This is a genomic window from Rhodococcoides sp. S146-33, assembly GCF_059489205.1.
Window position 1 is genome coordinate 32,530 of the sequence record NZ_JCAJWY010000001.1, and the last position, 18,739, is coordinate 51,268.

Sequence of the window (18,739 nt, forward strand, 5' to 3'; positions counted from 1 at the left end):
GGCAGTAGTGCAGGAAGATAAAAGGATCAAAAAAGGATGCGCCGTGCCTGGTTTCGGCCTTTCGTGATTCATGCAATGGTCTTCCCATGCTTGATGTCGCAATCGATCTGGAGAGTGTTCTCGCAGTAATCGATGACCTCTGGAACCCTCGAATCGTCGCCAAAGTCAATGATCACGAGGCGCGAGTAGCGAAATTTCACGGTGAATACATCTGGCATTCACATGCTGATACGGATGAATTGTTTCTCGTCCTCGATGGCCGTCTGAAAATCGAGCTTCTTTCTGAGGACGGAGTGCAAAGCGCGGTCGAATTGCCGCGCGGCTCCCTGTTCGTGGTTCGTCGCGGACGCCGCCACAAACCAGTCAGTGAAGGGGGTGCCTCGGTGCTGATGCTCGAGTATGGCGGAACGATCACCATCGGCGACGAAGAGGACGTTCCCAGTCACATTCCGTCGACGTCTGGAGTGCCGTTGGCATCTTTGGACTCGTCTACACAGGCACAGGAGGGGTAATGAAGCTCGCGGTGATACCCGGCGACGGGATTGGTCCAGAGGTCACGGCCGAGGCCCTGAAGGTTCTCGACGTGGTCCAACCGGACGTCGATTGCACCATGTACGACTTGGGCGCGAAGCGGTACCTTGCCAGTGGGGAATTGCTGCCTCACACCGTCCTCGAGGAGCTTCGCCAGCACGATGCGATTCTCCTCGGGGCGATAGGTCACCCCGACGTTGCTCCTGGCATTCTGGAGCGCGGCCTGCTGCTTGAACTGCGTTTTGCTCTTGACCACCACGTCAACCTTCGGCCGGCCACAACGGAACCCGACCTCGTTGGCCCTCTGGCAGGCAATCCCCCGATGGACCTTCTCGTGATCCGAGAGGGAACCGAAGGACCTTACACAGGCACCGGCGGGGCCATTCGAGTAGGGACGCCTCACGAGATAGCCATCGAGACGAGCACGAATACTGCGTACGGTATCGAACGCGTCGTCCGCTTTGCCTTCCGAGCAGCCCTCGACCGACGACAACATCTGACTCTCGTGCACAAGACAAACGTCCTGACCTTCGCAGGATCGCTTTGGCAACGGGTCGTCGATCAGGTCGGACTCGAATTTCCCACCGTTACCGTGAGATACCAGCATGTGGATGCGACGACGGTGCACCTGGTGAACAATCCCGGAGCATTCGATGTCATCGTCACGGACAATTTGTTCGGGGACATCATCACGGACCTCGTCGCGGCGATCAGCGGCGGAATCGGACTCGCCGCGAGCGGGAACATCGACAGTTCCGGCACCAACCCTTCGATGTTCGAGCCCGTGCACGGCAGCGCACCCGACATCGCCGGACAGTTCGTGGCGGACCCCGTAGCCGCGGTGAAATCGGTCGCACTGATGCTCGGGCATCTCGGTCACCGTGAGTCCGCCGTAAAGGTGGAGAACGCTGTTCGGTGTGAACTTCGCGGTCGAACTCCCGGTTTGCGTCCCGGAACCCGCGATGTAGGCGACCGCCTCGCATCTGCCGCCGGACGATAAAGGAGATCTCAAGTGACACCACCCCGCACACTCGCCGAAAAGATCTGGGATGCTCACGTTGTCATTCCCGGCAGCGCCGACGATCGAGCCGAGCCAGATCTGCTCTACATCGATCTACACCTGCTGCACGAGGTGACCAGTCCCCAAGCCTTTGACGGTCTGCGGCTTGCCAAGCGATCGGTGCGACGGCCCGATCTGACGATCGCTACCGAGGATCATAACGTGCCGACCACTGACCTCGACCATCCTATCGTCGATGTGGTTTCGCGTACTCAGGTGGAGACTCTCCGGAAGAACTGTGCTGAGTATGGGATCCTTCTCCATTCGATGGGTGACCCTGACCAGGGCATCGTGCACGTAATCGGTCCACAACTCGGCTTGACTCAGCCCGGCATGACAATCGTCTGTGGAGATAGCCACACGTCGACCCACGGGGCCTTCGGCGCACTCGCCTTCGGGATCGGAACCAGTGAGGTCGAGCATGTCTTGGCTACCCAGACTTTGCCACTGCGGCCGTTCCGGACCATGTCTGTCACCATCGACGGTGCACTTCCTGCAGACGTCAGCAGCAAGGACCTCATCCTGTCGATCATCGCCGCGATCGGCACCGGTGGAGCACAGGGGCACGTTATCGAGTACCGAGGCGCAGCGGTTCGAGCGATGTCGATGGAATCACGAATGACCATGTGCAACATGTCGATCGAGGCGGGTGCCCGCGCTGGGCTAGTCGAACCGGACGACGTTACCTTCGATTACCTTCGTGCGCGTCGCTACGCACCGAGCGCGGACGACTGGGACCAGGCAGTTGCGAACTGGCGGGCGTTGACGACCGACGAGGGAAGTCGATTCGATCGCGAGATAAGAATCGATGCCAGCACATTGACCCCCTTCGTCACGTGGGGAACAACGCCCGCCCAAGGTCTTCCGCTCGGTGAGGCAATCCCCGACCCTGCGCAATGCCTTGACGACGACGACCGTGGGGCGATGACACGAGCGCTGGAGTACATGGGCCTGCAGCCTGGTACTCCCTTACGCGAGGTGACCGTCGACACCGTATTCATCGGTTCGTGCACCAATGGACGCATCGAGGACCTGCGCGTCGTCGCGGAGATCCTGAACGAACGCCGAGTTGCCGACGGTTTGCGCGTACTCATTGTTCCAGGGTCCCACCAGGTACGTGAGCAGGCCGAAGCTGAAGGATTGGGCGAGATCTTCACGGCGGCGGGGGCGGAGTGGCGTCAGCCCGGGTGCTCGATGTGTCTGGCGATGAACCCTGATCGACTCAAGCCAGGCGAACGCTCGGCCTCGACCTCAAACCGCAACTTCGAGGGGCGACAAGGCAAACACGGCCGCACGCACTTGGTTTCGCCTGCGGTAGCGGCCGCCACCGCAATTCGTGGAACCTTGTCGGCACCACGGGACCTACTCCCAACAGACGGGACATCGCTGTGAAGCAATTCATCACCCACTCTGGAATCGGTGTGCCGCTGCTTCGGTCGGACGTCGACACCGACCAGATCATTCCTGCCGAATACCTCAAGCGCATCACGCGCTCTGGGTTCGAAGACGGTTTGTTCGCCTCGTGGCGACATGATTCCGACTTCATACTCAACAGGCATCCCTACGATGGCGGGAGCATCTTGGTTGCCGGCCCTGACTTCGGTACAGGATCTTCACGCGAACACGCCGTGTGGGCACTGCAGGACTTCGGCTTTCGCGTCGTCATCTCGTCGAGGTTCGGCGACATCTTTCGCGGCAACGCGGGCAATGCCGGCTTGCTAGCCGCGCAACTCGCTACCGAAGACGTCGAGATGCTCTGGAAGTCATTGGAGGTGGATCCGACTGTCCCCGTCGCAGTAGATCTGCGTGACCGGACGATTAAACACCTCGATTTCGTGGCCCAGTTTCTTATCGACGACTACACCCGATGGCGGTTCATGGAGGGCCTCGACCACGTCGGCGTAAGTCTGCGGCACACCGATGCTGTTGCAGCTTACGAAGAACGGCGCCCGTCGTTTTTGCCCACCTTGACGACGGGAGGTTGACCGGTGGCTCCTGGACTTCACGGCTCGACTTCGACCACCTCGCGGTGGTTCAGACGCCAGGTGGCCAGACCGGTCGAGGTCACCCAGCGGATCGTCTGCTTTCCTCATGCTGGGGGAACCGCACATTCTTATTCGTCCTGGACAGACAAGTTCCCGTCATCGGTCGAAGTAGTAGCGGTTCAGTACCCTGGGCGCCAAGACAGACTGAGTGAGCCCTGCATAGAGGAAATGGGCGACTTGGTCGCAGGGATAGTTGCCGAGATGCCAGCGCTCGCCGAACTCCCGCTCACACTTTTCGGTCACAGTATGGGCTCGGCGGTTGCGTACGAAGTGGCGCGGGCGTTGGAGTCTTTAGACACGTACCTGGTCGACGCCGTCTTCGTTTCCGGGCGCCCCGCTCCTAGCTCCCTCCTGAGCGAAACCAAACATCTGCTGACTGACGCAGAGCTGGTCGAGGCGATGCGGACTCTGAGCGATGTCGACGATGCTGTGTACGACCTGCCGAAACTCTGGCCGTTGATATTGCCGCCGCTACGGTCGGACCTACGTCTGTTGGATGGTCATCGTCCCACCGAACTGTCCCCACTCAATGCCCCGATCGTGGCCATGGGCGGCAAGGCCGACGTCACTTGTTCAATCGACGAACTCGATTCGTGGAGCCGCGCCACTCGACATCCATTGGTCGTGCATGGATTCGAGGGCGGGCACCACTATCCACGACTAAGTGAAGACGAGCTCATCGCTACCATCACGAAGTCGATGAGAATCGACTAGCAACAATGGCTGTCGGGCCCGACTCTTCGGAAGTAGCTACTCCTCACGAATTCGGCATGCTTGCTCGGGTCAGACACCACCTGCGAGGGTGCTAGTGGCGTGGACTCGCAGTACCCTTTGTGAAGGGGGAGCGTTGGGTGCCGACCACCATGAGGTTGGAATTATCGCCCAGATGGGTTCGAGCCAACGCTGTCCCGCCGATGAACACAATCCGATCCGCGAAGTGCGCACTCAGATAGCCGAGCAGGTGCGAGATCAGGTGATCCCGCTCGACTTGAGCACGCGCGACACTGAATTGCGCGGCCACTGAGGCCAACTCGTCTGCATTCGCCGCTGCTCCCCCAACCGATCGCGCAACCGCACCAACGTCGTTCGCATCTTCTGAGCCCCAGCGATCTCGGCCACCACATTCGGGTCACACCGTCGATACAACTGCTCCACCGCCGGCCGCACAACGCCCTCGGCATCACCGAGACCCGCACGCTTCACCAAATCCAACACCGTCTGCTCCGCAGTAGTCACCGACACCACACCCAACTCGGTATCGATCCGCTCCGCATCCAGACGCGCCGTGGCACGCACCACGAACCGAACCACCGCCTGACGATCCTCTGAACAAATCGGATCTGCCGCGTCTGCACAGCAACCACAGCAGTCGCCAACGCCCGCGGAATCCCACCGTGCAACCGGGCCGCGCTGACACCCATCACCACCGCGTCATCGGGGCCGTACGCCGCAACCGCGATACCGGCCGCCGGCTGCCTCCAAACCCGGCATCCACCTGCACCTTCGTCAGGAATCGGGTACGTCGGCTCCAAGCCTGCAGACCCGACACTGACTCCAACACCGCAATCCAGCTGCTCAGTCCGAGTGCATCCACCTGCATCCACACGAATGCTCACCGATGAGTTAGCAACGAGTTGTGACATTCTGTGACACCGAACGCCGAATCGGGCCGCCGAACCGGCAAAACCCCAGTTCACGGTCGACACATAAACCCAGGTGGACGAACCGGGCTCGCGTAAGAAACGAGCGGTCGGAAATAGGCGAAAAAGACACGGACTCAACCATTTTCGCTGGTCGAGGCCGTCTCGTGCAGCCTCCTAAAGGGATCGAACCGTTGACCGCCGCTTACAAGTATGTTGCGAGACAAGCAGATACGTCCGCATGGAACCAACACAGGGGCTCTGTCCTGGGTCGACCGTCCAAGCGGGACCATCCGAACCCACTCTTGTAGGTACCGACTTGTGACACCCGTGTGACAGCGAGACCCGGTCCTCAGAGACGTGCCGGATAGAACGCGCCGACAAAGTCAGCACTGTCACGAGTTCTGGCCACCATTCAGTCCACCGACCCCCTGCTTCGACACTCTTCAGCGAACCAAGCCCACACTTCCGCCTTACGATCGAATCGGCACGGTCACGTCGTGAAGACATCGGTTCGTACCGGAGCGACCTGGCTCTGTCGGTATTGTCTGTTGAGCCACGGACAGGGCGACAAGCTGGAAGCCGTCGCCCGCGGACGAAGAGGAGCCCGTTCCGATGATCGCTGCAGCAGGCTTCAACGGCGTGGTCCGCTTCGACGGTCGATACGTCACCATCGAGCGAAGCGGGTTGATGGCCAGACTGTCGGTCGGGGTCGGAGAGAAGCGAATCGCACTGTCTTCCATACAAGCAATTCAATTCAAGAAGCCGACACCGTTCGTCCTCGGGTACATCGAATTCACTATTCCAGGTGGCATCGAGGTGAATTCACGCTTCACATCGGCATCTCGACGAACGGGTGATAGCGAGAACGCCGTCACCCTGGAGCGCAGGCATGTCCGCGACATGCTGGCTTTACGCCAAGCGATAGACGACGCACTGGTGGCACCCACTCCATCTCCCCCTGCCACATCGAACCCAATTCCACCGCCTCCCCCGCACGTACCCGCGGGGTGGTACCCGAACCCCGATCGCAACGGAAGTCTCCGATACTGGGACGGCCAGATGTGGACCACTCACACAGCCCCAGCGGGGTAGAGCAGAACGTATACATCACCGAATCGGTCCGGCCGAAGCCCTTACCTGTGTTTCATACCTGCTGCATCTCGGGGGCCTCGACGAAGAACGGCCCGGTCAGCTCACTCCAACGCCGGATCATGCCGCGTCGGCACAGCCACCACAGCCGTCGCCAACGCCCGCGTAATCTCCACGCGGGTCTCTTCATCTCGGCAAACGACCGGGTGATGCTCCACAACTGCCGATGGTCCTGGACGATCTCCAGCACCGAGTGGGATGCTGCGAATTGGGGTGCGCTTAGGCCAACACTGCAGGTCAGTCAGATTGGCGTGGACGTCGACGGGCCAGGCGTCCGCGTGAGCGACCACTCTGGCCTTTACATAGACGGCTGGGGACGCGTAAACCTGCGTGCCGATCTGGATGCGGGCGATAACTGGTCTTGGAACCACCGGCGAACTCTTTCGCTAGGATTTGAGCTCGTTATAACTATAGATATGCCGATCGTTCGGGGAATGAAATCGGCTCGGTCAACAATAACACTCCGGCACACCCCTTCGTCGAATGCTAGGCAATCTATAGTAGATTCAGTGACTACAGTGCGGTGCAAACACGCTCATTGCGTCAAGAGCTCCAATAGATCAACGCGGACCGCCATTGACGTGGCAGGACCTCGCCCTTACGGGCGACGCCGATGACGTCGCGGCGGAACTCCTCGGGAAATGTTTTCAGCACGGGAAAATCCTTCCATTGTGAGGAACGATCCTCGCAGATCAGATGTTAACCAAAGCCAGGGAAGCCCCGCACACCCCTCAGCGACTGTACAGAACATTCAAAGCCAAGCAACTCGCGAAAAACGTATGCACCATCCCACCCCAGTTCCCCAACTTACCCCGCTGCTTGACAGCAGTCGACTACGATCAACCGATGAAGATATCCTCTCTCGTCAAACCGGGAAGACGACCCCACGACATCGTGATACGAGGTCGGGCTGTGTATTACTCGTATTCGTTCGACCTCGGCCCTGGTCTGAATGTAGAAAAATTGGCCGATCAACTTCTTTTAAAGAACCTGGGCAAAAGCGCGGCATCACCAATCTCGGATGAAGTCAGATTCAGCAAGTCCCATATTGAGACGGAAAGAATTTTACGTGATATTCAATCAATCAAGACCTTGCAACACGCGCTCAAATCTGGAGACTTGTCAACACTTTCGACTTTTCGCCGATATTTTTGGCTATCTCTCAAGGTTGCATCTTCGGGATACTTGCAAAAGCTCAGATCAGGAAACGCAACCGAGGAAACGCCAAAGACAACCGACGAAATTGAGGATCTGAGCCTTGAACTGGACAAATCGCAAGAGGAACTGCGCCTGAGTCAATCACGATCTGAGGCGTGGGCATCGATACGCAACGTCGCGGAACGTGATCGATACGCTCCACGCTATTTCGACAAGATCCCTTACATCCGGGTCGAGATGAGACAGGTCCCATACACGAGCTTTCTAGTCGGCCAAGACGTCATCGAAGTCTCGCTACTGCTCCACACGTCCGGCGTCTGCATTCTCACTCTTGCGTCTGCCGTATCAACCGCCCTGGACCTTAAAGCAATGCGAAACTGCATGGTGAGCGATCTTAACCGAATCGACACCGTCAACATTGCTGCGCCAATTTACAACCACTATTGCAGCGCAAACGGAGTCCAACGGTCCAAATCGAATGATCTCATGCGCGAAGGTGTCGGCTGGATTGACCTTAGTACCAGCGACGCAGCCCAGCTGACTTTTCACTCGGTGTTCGAGATCTATCGCGATGCGATAAGATCGATTTTTGGCAGTGGTGGGCGCAACGATTGGAGCTCCTACACCATGTTGTCGATAGGGGCACCGGTGTGTGCGTGCGAGGGCAAAGCCGCAAAGGACAGACATCGCCACGATTTAGCACTGACTGCGCTCAGGGCGACGTCAGCTGTACCTCTAAACGCAGACACAGTGTCAGAATTACTCGCGAATAAACTCAAGGTCTCAGACCGAGAGCTTTGGGTATCTGCAGGTAGCGCAATCTATGCAAACTGGGCCGCGAATGAGCCGGACTATCGGGAAGACTTAATGCAACTCATTCCGATCGAATCAGCCATTCGACAAATCCGCCAGCTGCAGCAGGTCGATCGCGAGACATCTACGGCAACGGTTCGCGACAAGAAACTGTTTGCCTCACAGGGAATGCTGGCAGTAGGCCTCCAAGAGTATCGAAGAAATCTACTGAACGGGCCGGATGACGAGAACATAATAAATGCAATACTTTCCTCAAATTCTGCTGACACTCTTTACGAAAGATTACTTGACCGCGTCAAAATTCTTGAGAGCATAGTTTCTACGCGCTACTCTAGAATGCAGACTCGACGCTCGATCGCAATCGCATCGTCCGGTTTCCTCGTAGTAGTTATGTTTTTAATGCCTCGCATAAGTGAATCGATCCGAACGTTTGAAAGACAGAGCCAATGGTCAAAGGATTTGGTTTCACTTGCGTCGGACACACTAGGAGGACGTGGGCCCTTGGTGCTGTTTATATATTTCGGCGCACTCGCGCTTACAGCCTTCCTTCTCGTGGCATTCTCGGTTCGGTGGAGGAGAAGCGGACACCGGCATCGCCAGTACGGGTTCAAGCTACCGCAGAATAAGTCCGTCGATACAGTCGGAGACTGAGTCTCATCGCTGACAGACATTGCACCCACTATCCAAGGACCCGCCATGAGCGACAACGACACTGACCCACCGCCACTCAGAGGGACCTTCTGGTTGGCCAGCGATTCGTTAAACTCGGTACGCGCCAGCTTGCAATACCGCGACGGCACCGACGCACTCTTGACCGTCGACGGGCAGATCACACCCGGCCGGTCCCAGCTTCGGCACACAACCGGCTCCAGCGCAACCACCATTCGCGCACCCCATCCTGATGATGCCGTCGCTGACTTTGAGCCGGTGACAGTTCACGGGACTCTCGAGGACGGAACCGCACTCACCCTCCTCGATACACGGATTATGTCGTCCCCGCTGTGGCCACCTCGGTCGCCCCAGCAACGCGCGACAGTACAAACGACTGTGCGCGGTGCGCATCTGACTGGTCCGGAACATCAATTTCACTCGATTCGCTTCTCAGTAGACATCCCTGGGGGTTGGGACCACCTGGCCGCTGACTGGTCAGGTAAATACGCTGTTGCTGAGGGTATTTCGTTCACATTCATCGAAGACACCGCCGGGCGTCTGCTTTTCGAGTACGTTTCCAGCTCGCCCCGATCATTGCTTGAGTTGAGAATGAGCGCTTCAAACGCGATTGCAGGCTTGGTGCAATTATGTACCCGACGTGAACCGCGCGTTTCCTCAATCTCCGTCTCAGCCGATATAGACGGGCCGTTGCTAGCAGTCAAGCTGACCGAGGAACGCGAAACTGAGTCCCGCCCAATGCGGACTTTTATACCTCTAGAGGCACTTACGGTAGAAGTATTGGTTCACTGGCTGACCGTCTGGCAGAAAATCGGAAACTTGGGTGATGCCGTTATCGCTGGCCGAGATGATGTGGTTGAGGCCAATGTACTCGTTCTGTGTGCTGTAGCCGAAGGCCTGGACAACCGTCTTTTCGGCGACACCAATGAGCAGCTCGTTTTGACGGAGGGCCAGCGAAAGACGATCCGCAGGTCGGCCCGGTCCGCAGGGCTTCGCGCGTTCGACGATCTAGGAACGCCTGCCGCTCGCGCGGACATCGAGCGAAGCCTGACCGACAGCTTGGCGGGTTTCGGCAGAATGACCTTTTCTGACAGGATGAACCGTTTGGCGACAAAAGCTGCTACAACAGCTCCAGGGATAATCTCGGATTTTTCAGGGTCTGACATTGCGCCACATGAATCATGGCAGGACCTTGTAACTTTTGCACGAAACACAATGGCCCATCAGATAAGCAGATTGGTGGGAAAACGACATCGCGATCGTCATTACAGGCTACTCATTTCGGTGTCAATGTCGCTGGATTGGGTCTTAAAAATTCTGCTGCTGAACGAATCCGGGATACACCCCCTCATCGTTGAGAGGTCTGTAATTAGGGATGCTGAGTTCCAGTACTACCGAGCGAATATCCGTAGCACACTCAATTGCTGATTCAGGTGCACGCCTCGGTCGCACATCGTAGAATTTGTTGGTATCGATCGCAATCCACGCCAGGTCCACTGACTCCACCGCTCCTCACGCCGCGACGTTTGGCCATGCCTGACCCGATAGCTTCATCTCCCAATCAGGTTCGTTGACAAATCCGAGAATTGCCACCGAAGCGGCCCGGTCTTGACTCCGCTGCAATTCTTTGTGAAGGAAACATTGTATGAGGGCGCGAGTCGGCAATGGGTCACCGCCTTCACTACACCGGACCATCGGCAGCGTTCGTGATCGGCTGCTCCTTTCGAGAAATCGTCGGTTGGCACGCCTCGACGGTCGAAGACACCACTATGGTTACCACGCAGTGGTGATAGCACCATGCGACGAGATTACGGTGGAATCGAACTGGCTCAGGGCTCACTCATCACAGCGACGCTGGCAGTCCGTCGCGCAGTGCTGTTGTGCAACGAAGCCGTGCAGGGAACGGGTCTTGTTGCGCTCACCGCAGTCAGTCCCGTTGGCGCGAGTGAGTTCGCGATGGAGGCCTGCTGAGCGATCCGCAGCGGAAGTCGGGATTCACCTCAGCCACCTCAGGCGTGGCGACCCCCCCTGCGATCATGACCGGGCGGTGCATTAGCTGACCGAAGGTGCGCGGCCGGGCGCTTCGATTCCGCTCACCAACACTCGCAACCCAGAAATCACGACAGACCGGTACAAATGGGAATACAGACCAGCTGGTTGCTAGCGCAGCCGCGAGCTGTTCGTTACGGTGCCTAGTTACTGAGGGTAGCGAGATGCGGGAGGCGCAGGCAGATGCCAGGGGCATGGAAAGCAGCGGTTACCGGCGCGGGTTCGGGACTGGGCCGTGAAGTGGCACTGCGGCTAGCGCGCCAGAACTGGTCACTTGCTCTCGCGGACAACAACTACGACGCACTCCTGGACACGCAGTCTCGATGTGCCGCTACAACCGAGATCGCAAGCGCGGCCCATGTAGACGTCGCCGACCGGGCCGAGATCAACTCGTGGGCGGCATCTTCGCGCAATGCACTCGGCGGTATCGATGCTGTCTTCAATGTCGCAGGCGTTCTTTACAGCGGCGACGTCATCGATACTCCCCCAGCTGACTTCGATTTCGTCATGGCAACTAACTTCGAGAGTGTGGTGAGTAGCTCTCGTGCCTTCCTGCCAGACATTCTGAAGTCGCGCAGAGGTCGAATTGTGAACGTCTCATCTGCATTCGGGGTTGTGTCCGCACCAGGTTACTCGGCATACAACTCGTCCAAATTTGCCGTTCGAGGCTTCACCGAGGCGTTGAATCAGGAGTTGCGGCTGGCATCACGAACCGCCCGCGCGACATGTGTCATCCCCGGCGGGCTGAAGACATCGATCGCCAGAACAGCACGGTCGGCACCAAGCGTCGACCAGGGCCGCACTGCCGAGCTCTTCGACAGCCGTATAGCCCGAACTGCACCCGAAGACGCTGCTCGAAAGATCATCGCGGGAGCGTGGAAAGGCAAGTCGCAAGTGACAATCGGACAGGACGCTCGACTCGTGGATCTTACCGCACGCGTGCTCGGCCCTCAGTACACCAAGATTCTGCCTGCGGTCCAGGCATTGCGAAGACACTGACAAGCCATCGCACACAGACAAGCAACTACCTAGACCTGCGGGGGTCGGTCGACCATGTCGAACAGCTGGATTCTCATCGAGGCGTTCGGAGACGCAGAGCCGTCCGTGATCGGAGTTGGGTCTTCACCCAAATCCTTTGTTCCTCCTCGTAACGTTCTCCGCAGCTCCGACAGCCGGAAAGAGGCAGGGGCCGCGGTAGCGGAGGCACTTTCTGCGGAAGCCATGGTGGATCGGCTATCCAAAGACGGCAACAGGCGAGTACTGGCCGAACCACTGCGAACGTTTGCTGGCCGTACGCACGGTGCGTGGGTGTGGCTCGGTCAGCGCGACGAGACTCCACCACCACGAGACGCCGCCGGGGCGTGGCAGTTCAACCTCACCAAGAGCACAGCAAGTGGTAGCAACGACCTGCTCGATCTCTACCGCGTTCCGCAAGACGAGCGCGAGACCCAGCGTGCACTCGCGGGCGCGTTCACCCGACTTGTCACCAACCGTGACGAGAGCGAAGCAATGGCCAAGATCGTACAATCAGCGCCGGGCACCACTCACCAAGCGGTCTGGACGGTGAGGCGGGACGACGGTGAACTTCGGGCCGCGCACTTCTCGTGCCGGATGATTGCCGAAGACGGGGTTTCGGGCACCGAAGTCATCCTGAGGGGTATCACCCACGACATCGGCCCCGCAGGGGAAATCAACATCGCTCCCCCACCTACGATTCTTGAGCATCGCGTTCTGGAGGCTTCCACCAAGGAGGGCGAGTACCGCGCACTGGTCAACCTCAGAACGCTCAACTTGTTGCGCTGGTACAACTCTGACCCCGCACCGGATATCTGCTGGGAAAACCTTCCTGATGAACCGGTACCTGCAATTCATCCGGACGACGTACCAATTGCGAAGCAAATGTCGAACGCACTCGCACGCGAACGCGCCAACGGCGTGCTTCGCTTCAGAACTATTGACAGAAATTGGAAGCCGATGACAATCGACGCGGTTTTAGTTTCACTCGATCAGCACACCACGGCCGCACTCGTCACTCTGACCGAATTGTGCGAGGAGTAAATAATCTCGCGGATCCCTATGGATCCACAGAGACCTTTGCGGACTAAGGGGATGGAATCCCTTAGGACCTAACTACGTTTTATAGTTGCGTAGTTTTACAATGACTCTGCGCGTGTCGTGCGGGCTTCGCGAGTTCGACTCCACGCAGCTGCGACCGTTTGAGGCGACACCCCATACGTACCGGCAAACGACTCGATGCGCTCCTCGCTCTCGGGCTTGCGCCCCCGTTCGATGTCGGCGAGAACGGTGGTCGACAACCCGAGCAGCTGCGCAGCGTCGCCCTGGGACAGCGCGGCGTGCACCCTCAGGTCGGACAATTTCAGCTGAGACTCCGGGATCGGAACCAGCGCGGCGACCGACGTGTGCAGTGCGTTCGCAATTCGGCCGAGCGTCGCAGGCGGAGGCGTTGAGCGCCCCGTCTCCCAGGTCGATACCGCCTGCCTGGTCGCGCCGACCTTAGCCGCGAGGTCGTCGGCACTGAACCCCGCGCGCACCCGTAGCTCGCGCAACCGGTCGGCGCGAAATCCACGAACTCCGCTTCGCGGCACTGTCCCCAACTCCCTGTCGATCTTGCAAGACAGCCCCATTTTCCTCGATCGACGACGACCGCGATCTCTTGTGCGTTTTATAGTTGCGCACTATTGTCGCAGTCATGCCTCAGTCAGATTTGAGTTCCGCTACGCTGAACCAATTGCGCGGTGTACCGAACCTGTTCTACAGTCCTGATGCGCGCCCAAAAGGGATTCCTCGGTGCTTGCCTATCTCGGCACCGCTTGTAGCGCGGGACATCAGGTCGGTCTGTTTACAGAATCCGTCCGATCATTCCTGTCGGGAGTTTTACATGTTCGCGTCGCTCGCCCTTGCCGCATCGCAGTTACCATCGACGGCTGAGACCAGCAATTACCATCATCGAAGTTCAGCATTGGACCATCACGGACGAGATGCGACGGCAGGTGCATTCACCCGACATCGCCGCTTTCCCCGAGGTTACTGGGGCGAATCAAAGTGAGTGCCGCACGGGATGCGATGGTGGCAAGTCTCCTCTCACTGAATCAGTTCTGCGCGTCAATCGTCGTAAATCGGACACATGGCGACTTGATTGCATGCTCGCTCGACCAAGGGCATTCCGGTCGCCACCAATTCATCGGCGACGATGGAGCGCTGCTAGCCGAGTGGGGTCCACCCACATCCCGCACCGAGCGATCCATTCCTACCCCTAAGCGGTAGACCTGGCAGTTCAGACTGCAACTCGACCCGAGTGGGCTTCTGCCGATAGTCCCGCTCGTGAGCTACAGGCCCCCCGACGCCCTGTAGCTCGACCGATGGACCGGCGCGAGGGTCACGCAGCGAGCGCATTTCATCATGTTCAGCGCTGCGCGACCCCGCCGGGACATCACCCCTCAAACTCACACCCGTTCTCACAGAGAGGATTTCGATACCCGATGTGGATTTTCCAGCAGCCTTGGTTCTGGCCGGTGGTCTTCGGCTGGCTCTGAGGCCCTAGCACGTGATGGGTGCGTGTGACTGGCCCACAACCTATGGATCGCACGCACCCATCCACTTCTCAACCCTCTCGCCACCTATAACCAATTGTCGCCAGAACGGTTGCTTCGCAACCGCATTCACCAGCAGGACCCGATCATCGGGTCTCACCAGGAAGGGATCGACACCAATGCCAGCAACACCGGGCACCAGATACCACCGCTCAACCAAGACGCGAGGGCGGGTGATCAAATCGCTGCCCGCCGTAGCGGCGGTGACGATCGCCGGCTTGGCCATGCAGGCCGCTCCCGCTCACGCTGCACCATCGCAGCCAGGAGTGACCAGCCCCCGAGGATCACAACCAGGGGTCACGAGCACACCACAAACGGCACCAGCCACCCTGCCGCCGGCCGCACCGGAGCAGCGTCAGTACCTGCCCGGTTACCAGCCCTCACCACAGGTCCAGCAAACCCCGTCACGGAGTTACGACGACTACCTGGCGGGCAACCAGCAGTCCTCGTACTACCGGAACACCTACTACGAATCCCCTGCTCCGCAGGCCGCCCCGAGCGAAGCGCCCCCGGGATTGCAGGCGGCTCCGCCGCCCCCGCCGCCGGTCCCGACGGTGCAGCGCAAGGTCATCGCCCCGATCGACGCACCTGATGGCTACTTTCTCGTCGGCGGTGAGCTCGTTCCCTACGACCCGAACATTGTGGACCGCAATTTCGTCGAGCAGTTCAACAACACCACCCAGGCAATACAAGCAGATGGCGGAAACTGGCTGGTGGACAACGGATTCGCCGACGCTCCTCGCGCCGACCGCATCGCGGCAGGTACCGCCACTGGTGTCATCACCGGTGGTGCTGTCGGCCTCGCCGCGTCCGTGGTCCCGGCCGCAGTCATCACCGGCACCGCCGCTGCTATCGGCGGCGGACTCGGTGTCGCCGCTACGACCGGAACAGGTGCCGTCGTGTGGGGCGGGCCGGTGGGCTGGGTGTTCATTCCCGGCGCAGCCGCGCTCGCAGGAGCAGGAGTCGGCGCTGCCCTGTCGGCACCCATCGTGCTGGGTCTGACCGGCGCAGGAGCAGTCATCGGCGGCGCCCTCGGTGCCACCGTTCTCGGCGGCGAGCAGCAGATCATCGAAGAGCCTGCACCGCTTCCGGCACCGGACAGCGTCCCGGCTCCTCCGGCTGCGCCGCTGACCGTCGATGCCCTCAGTGTCCATAACGCCATCGACACCACCGTCGAGCAGGCAACTACCGCCGCCCAGGCGTGGACCGAACCCACGTATCACGCCGTACAGGGATTCATCTCCACCGCGCTCGCACAGCCGGAGGTCGCGCAGACCGTCGTAGCCGTCCAGTCCGCCGCAGCTCCTCTGGTCGATCAGGCCACTGCCGCTCTCGGTGGCTTGCAGGCGGCGTTCGCACCCGCCTAATTCGCCCTACAGCCAGCCAGTTGGACCAGCCAGGAAGGACCTATCCAGATGATCCGCCGTTCGACGACATCTCCGATTGCCAGTGCCACCGGCCCAGCCCGATCAGGGGTGCCGTCGAGCTCGCCCCGGGTGCCGCGATTGCGCCGACGCGCGGTCGCGGCAGCCGGGGCTGCTGTCGTGTTCGTGGGCGTCGCCGCCGCTGTGTTGCTCAGCGGCGGCGACTCCGAGCCGGACACAACAGCCGCCGACACGATCGTCTCTTCCTCCATCGCACCGACAACCGTTGCCGCCGGGCTGGATTGCTCGATGCCGACCGGTGACCAGAACAGCGGCCCCGGGGTCATCGCCGCGTTCGAGCACGCCTACTACGTCCAGCGATCGGGTGCGGCCGCGCACGCTCTGGTCTCACCGAACGCCCCGACGAGCGCACCGTTCACCGTCGAAGCCAACCTCGACGCAGGTATCGCCACCGTCCCGGCCGGCACCACCTACTGCCTCGACATCGACCCGCTGCGCACCGGCTCCTACACCCTCACCCTCACCGAGAGCGGACCGAACGGGCCCGGGACGCAGTACCGCCAACGGATCACCACCGACCAGGTCGACGGTCGCTACGTCATCGCCGCCATCGAGCAGGCATGAACACCCGCCGCCGCAGCACCGCGGCGAACAGCCACCACGAAAGGAACGCCAGGACATGAGCGATGCAGCGAGCGAATGGGCCGAGGCCGCCACCGCAGTACGACAGGCACACGAGACCCTCGAGGCGTCGACCGCGAGCGAGATCCGCGCCTGGGCAGAGCAGGCGGGCCTGTCCGGCTGGTCGATGTGGCAGAAGGTCAAACGCGAGCTCTACAAGCAGCTCGACCTCGACTACGACGGACTGCGTGCCAGCGAAGCCGAGCAGGTCACCGACGCGGTCGCCTCTGCGGCGTCGGCCGCACCACTGGTCGAGCTCTACGCCGCAGGCGACGAGCGCGGCAGCTTCGCCGTGGTCGGCGACGGTGACGAAACAGCCTGGTACGGAACATTTCACGCCAAGGACGCGGTGTTCCGGCAGGGCGATCAGACCTCGGCCGACGACTCGGCGGCCGGCAAGGCAGCCTTTCTCGCCGGCAAGCTACGCGAAGAGCTCGACGCCCCCGCGATCCGGCTGATACTGCATATCTCCAACCCGCACCTCGACGGCGCGCGGCTCGCAGCTCTCGCCGCGCGCTACGGAGTGCACCTCGAACGCCTCGAGATCGACGACGAGAACCCGGCCACCGTGTGGTGCGAGGTTCCCGGGCACCGTCCGTGGCAGGCCATCCGGCTCTCCGATCTGCTCGTCGACGATCAAGCGGAGGTCGGCTGATGGCCGAACAGCACCCGCGCCCGGACGACGACAACCCCGTCGCGGGCTACGAAGCCGAGGACACCGTCAACCTCCGCGCTCAGCGCCTGCGCCGACCCGAATCCGAACCGGACGAACAGCCTGCAGAGGAGTCGGCCGACGACACCGCACCGGACCCGTACGGAGTCGGGCAGGACGCACTGGCCGCGGTCGAGACACCCGATGTCGACCCCTCAGCGTTCTACCGCGCACGACTGTTCGACCGCCAGGAAGAAGACCCGACCGCCGAGCCCGCCGAAGCAGGCCTGAGGGGCCGGATCAACGCCGCCCTGGGAACTCACCTCAAGCCCAAGCCCACATCGGCCGAAGTCAGACTGCGTCAGTCGATTCGCGTTGTGCAGCAGCCACTTCCCGGATGCTCGGTGGTCTCGGTCATCAACCCCAAGGGCGGAGCGGGCAAAACTCCGACATCGGTGATGCTCGGTTCGACGTTCGGCAAGCACCGTGGCCACGGGGTGACAGTCTTCGACGCCAGCGAATCGCTCGGCAGTCTCGGCGATCGCGCTGCCCGCACCACCGATCCAGAGCTCACGGTATGGGACCTGCTCGACCATGCACACGAGCTGGCATCCTCGTCGGCGGTGTCGGGATCGCTCACTGCGTTCCTGCGGCGTCAACCGATGATGGAAGACATTCTCGCTGCGGACAATTCGGCCGACCGCGAGCGCAACCTGGGGTGGGACGAATGCGCCGCGGTGATGGCAGTGCTGCGCCGACACCGAGACCTGATCGTCATCGACACCGCCGCCAATCCCCTGGCCGAGAGCTGGCAGTGGGCCGTGCAGCATTCCGATGCCCTGGTCGTTCCGCTCCCGCTACGCCTCGACATCGCCCGGCAGGTCTATCAAATGCTCGAGGGCATCATCGCCCGCGGCTACGGGCACCTGTTGGCGTCGACGATCGTCGTGACCTGTGCAACACCGGATTCCAACCCGCAGTTGGCGTCGGCGGTCTTCGAGGACCTGCGCAATCTCGGTGTCCAGGAAAGCAATTTCATTCAGGCCCCGTACGAATCAGCTCTCGCCCGCGGCGATCGGATCGTCTACAAGGACCTCCCGCCCGCCACGATCGAGGCCTACACCAATGTCACCGCCCTGGTCGCCGACAACGTCGCCGCGGCACGAGCCGGCGCGGCCTATCAGTTCACCGATCCGTACTCGCCGCAGCCGGTGAACCGCCAGCCCGACAGCGCACCACCCCCACAGCTCTCGCAGTGGGAGCGGCGCAGCCGCGACCGTCGCGGAGCCTGAC

Annotated in this window: 18 protein-coding genes; 15 read left to right on the forward strand and 3 right to left on the reverse strand. The window is 60.4% G+C overall.

What is annotated here, in order from left to right; genetic code table 11:
- Positions 1-86: 86 nt before the first annotated feature.
- The 5 genes from AC5WEY_RS00150 to AC5WEY_RS00170 are packed head-to-tail and all read left to right on the forward strand — an operon-like array spanning position 87 to position 4,350.
- Positions 87-512, forward strand: a complete 426-nt coding sequence (locus AC5WEY_RS00150; protein WP_495644177.1) for a cupin domain-containing protein — start codon at positions 87-89, stop codon at positions 510-512.
- Positions 512-1,531, forward strand: a complete 1,020-nt coding sequence (locus AC5WEY_RS00155; RefSeq protein WP_495644178.1) for a 3-isopropylmalate dehydrogenase — start codon at positions 512-514, stop codon at positions 1,529-1,531. Before AC5WEY_RS00150 ends, AC5WEY_RS00155 begins: the two co-directional genes overlap by 1 nt.
- 12 nt (positions 1,532-1,543) lie before the next feature.
- Positions 1,544-2,983, forward strand: a complete 1,440-nt coding sequence (gene leuC, locus AC5WEY_RS00160; RefSeq protein WP_495644179.1) for a 3-isopropylmalate dehydratase large subunit — start codon at positions 1,544-1,546, stop codon at positions 2,981-2,983.
- Complete coding sequence (gene leuD / locus AC5WEY_RS00165; RefSeq protein WP_495644180.1) at positions 2,980-3,576, forward strand: 3-isopropylmalate dehydratase small subunit; 597 nt, start codon at positions 2,980-2,982, stop codon at positions 3,574-3,576. Before leuC ends, leuD begins: the two co-directional genes overlap by 4 nt.
- 60 nt (positions 3,577-3,636) lie before the next feature.
- Positions 3,637-4,350 (forward strand): thioesterase II family protein, encoded by a 714-nt coding sequence (locus AC5WEY_RS00170; RefSeq protein WP_495644181.1) that lies wholly within the window; start codon positions 3,637-3,639, stop codon positions 4,348-4,350.
- Positions 4,351-4,605: 255 nt separating this feature from the next.
- Here the strand turns inward: AC5WEY_RS00170 and AC5WEY_RS00175 are convergent, their stop codons facing one another.
- Positions 4,606-4,947 carry a type IV toxin-antitoxin system AbiEi family antitoxin gene (locus AC5WEY_RS00175; RefSeq protein WP_495644182.1) on the reverse strand — a complete coding sequence of 114 codons (342 nt, stop codon included), beginning with the start codon at positions 4,945-4,947 and terminating at the stop codon, positions 4,606-4,608.
- 944 nt (positions 4,948-5,891) lie between these two features.
- Here AC5WEY_RS00175 and AC5WEY_RS00180 point away from each other — a divergent pair.
- The gene (locus tag AC5WEY_RS00180; protein ID WP_495644183.1) at positions 5,892-6,371 is read left to right on the forward strand and encodes a DUF4429 domain-containing protein; all 480 of its coding nucleotides are present in this window, start codon (positions 5,892-5,894) and stop codon (positions 6,369-6,371) included.
- A gap of 52 nt (positions 6,372-6,423) precedes the next feature.
- On the opposite strand, the gene AC5WEY_RS00185 is transcribed toward AC5WEY_RS00180, so the two are convergent.
- A complete protein-coding gene (locus tag AC5WEY_RS00185) occupies positions 6,424-6,618 on the reverse strand; it encodes a hypothetical protein (RefSeq protein ID WP_495644184.1) in 195 nt (64 codons plus the stop codon).
- A 656-nt stretch (positions 6,619-7,274) separates the two neighbouring features.
- Here AC5WEY_RS00185 and AC5WEY_RS00190 point away from each other — a divergent pair.
- From AC5WEY_RS00190 to AC5WEY_RS00210, 5 genes are all read left to right on the forward strand, one after another.
- Positions 7,275-9,050 (forward strand): hypothetical protein, encoded by a 1,776-nt coding sequence (locus AC5WEY_RS00190; protein ID WP_495644185.1) that lies wholly within the window; start codon positions 7,275-7,277, stop codon positions 9,048-9,050.
- A 45-nt stretch (positions 9,051-9,095) separates the two neighbouring features.
- Positions 9,096-10,496, forward strand: a complete 1,401-nt coding sequence (locus AC5WEY_RS00195) for an ApeA N-terminal domain 1-containing protein (RefSeq protein WP_495644186.1) — start codon at positions 9,096-9,098, stop codon at positions 10,494-10,496.
- 369 nt (positions 10,497-10,865) lie between these two features.
- On the forward strand, positions 10,866-11,039 hold the full coding sequence (locus tag AC5WEY_RS00200; protein WP_495644187.1) for a hypothetical protein: 174 nt from the start codon (positions 10,866-10,868) through the stop codon (positions 11,037-11,039).
- Positions 11,040-11,300: 261 nt separating this feature from the next.
- On the forward strand, positions 11,301-12,116 hold the full coding sequence (locus AC5WEY_RS00205) for an SDR family NAD(P)-dependent oxidoreductase (RefSeq protein WP_495644188.1): 816 nt from the start codon (positions 11,301-11,303) through the stop codon (positions 12,114-12,116).
- Positions 12,117-12,170: 54 nt separating this feature from the next.
- Positions 12,171-13,175 (forward strand): GAF domain-containing protein, encoded by a 1,005-nt coding sequence (locus AC5WEY_RS00210; RefSeq protein ID WP_495644189.1) that lies wholly within the window; start codon positions 12,171-12,173, stop codon positions 13,173-13,175.
- Between the two features lie 95 nt (positions 13,176-13,270).
- Here AC5WEY_RS00210 and AC5WEY_RS00215 read toward each other — a convergent pair whose 3' ends face one another.
- Entirely contained in the window at positions 13,271-13,723 is a 453-nt protein-coding gene (locus tag AC5WEY_RS00215; RefSeq protein WP_495644190.1) for a helix-turn-helix domain-containing protein, read from the reverse strand.
- Between the two features lie 1,178 nt (positions 13,724-14,901).
- On the opposite strand from AC5WEY_RS00215, the gene AC5WEY_RS00220 reads away from it, so the two are divergent.
- Genes AC5WEY_RS00220 through AC5WEY_RS00235 form a run of 4 tightly spaced genes read left to right on the forward strand, consistent with a single transcriptional unit; the run spans position 14,902 to position 18,738 of the window.
- Positions 14,902-16,095 (forward strand): hypothetical protein, encoded by a 1,194-nt coding sequence (locus AC5WEY_RS00220; RefSeq protein WP_495644191.1) that lies wholly within the window; start codon positions 14,902-14,904, stop codon positions 16,093-16,095.
- A 48-nt stretch (positions 16,096-16,143) separates the two neighbouring features.
- Positions 16,144-16,737: a DUF8176 domain-containing protein gene (locus tag AC5WEY_RS00225; RefSeq protein ID WP_495644192.1), complete on the forward strand. Its 594-nt coding sequence runs from the start codon at positions 16,144-16,146 to the stop codon at positions 16,735-16,737.
- A 55-nt stretch (positions 16,738-16,792) separates the two neighbouring features.
- Entirely contained in the window at positions 16,793-17,449 is a 657-nt protein-coding gene (locus AC5WEY_RS00230) for a hypothetical protein (protein ID WP_495644193.1), read from the forward strand.
- Positions 17,449-18,738, forward strand: coding sequence for a MinD/ParA family ATP-binding protein (locus AC5WEY_RS00235; RefSeq protein ID WP_495644194.1), 1,290 nt, complete (start codon positions 17,449-17,451; stop codon positions 18,736-18,738). Before AC5WEY_RS00230 ends, AC5WEY_RS00235 begins: the two co-directional genes overlap by 1 nt.
- Position 18,739: the final 1 nt, after the last annotated feature.

Bases quoted from the DNA above. Each gene is read 5' to 3' on its own strand.
- AC5WEY_RS00235 (WP_495644194.1), top strand. From the start codon at position 17,449: ATGGCCGAACAGCACCCGCGCCCGGACGACGACAACCCCGTCGCGGGC.
- AC5WEY_RS00210 (WP_495644189.1), top strand. From the start codon at position 12,171: ATGTCGAACAGCTGGATTCTCATCGAGGCGTTCGGAGACGCAGAGCCG.
- AC5WEY_RS00180 (WP_495644183.1), top strand. From the start codon at position 5,892: ATGATCGCTGCAGCAGGCTTCAACGGCGTGGTCCGCTTCGACGGTCGA.
- AC5WEY_RS00200 (WP_495644187.1), top strand. From the start codon at position 10,866: ATGCGACGAGATTACGGTGGAATCGAACTGGCTCAGGGCTCACTCATC.
- AC5WEY_RS00225 (WP_495644192.1), top strand. From the start codon at position 16,144: ATGATCCGCCGTTCGACGACATCTCCGATTGCCAGTGCCACCGGCCCA.
- AC5WEY_RS00155 (WP_495644178.1), top strand. From the start codon at position 512: ATGAAGCTCGCGGTGATACCCGGCGACGGGATTGGTCCAGAGGTCACG.
- AC5WEY_RS00195 (WP_495644186.1), top strand. From the start codon at position 9,096: ATGAGCGACAACGACACTGACCCACCGCCACTCAGAGGGACCTTCTGG.
- AC5WEY_RS00150 (WP_495644177.1), top strand. From the start codon at position 87: ATGCTTGATGTCGCAATCGATCTGGAGAGTGTTCTCGCAGTAATCGAT.
- AC5WEY_RS00230 (WP_495644193.1), top strand. From the start codon at position 16,793: ATGAGCGATGCAGCGAGCGAATGGGCCGAGGCCGCCACCGCAGTACGA.
- AC5WEY_RS00205 (WP_495644188.1), top strand. From the start codon at position 11,301: ATGCCAGGGGCATGGAAAGCAGCGGTTACCGGCGCGGGTTCGGGACTG.
- AC5WEY_RS00190 (WP_495644185.1), top strand. From the start codon at position 7,275: ATGAAGATATCCTCTCTCGTCAAACCGGGAAGACGACCCCACGACATC.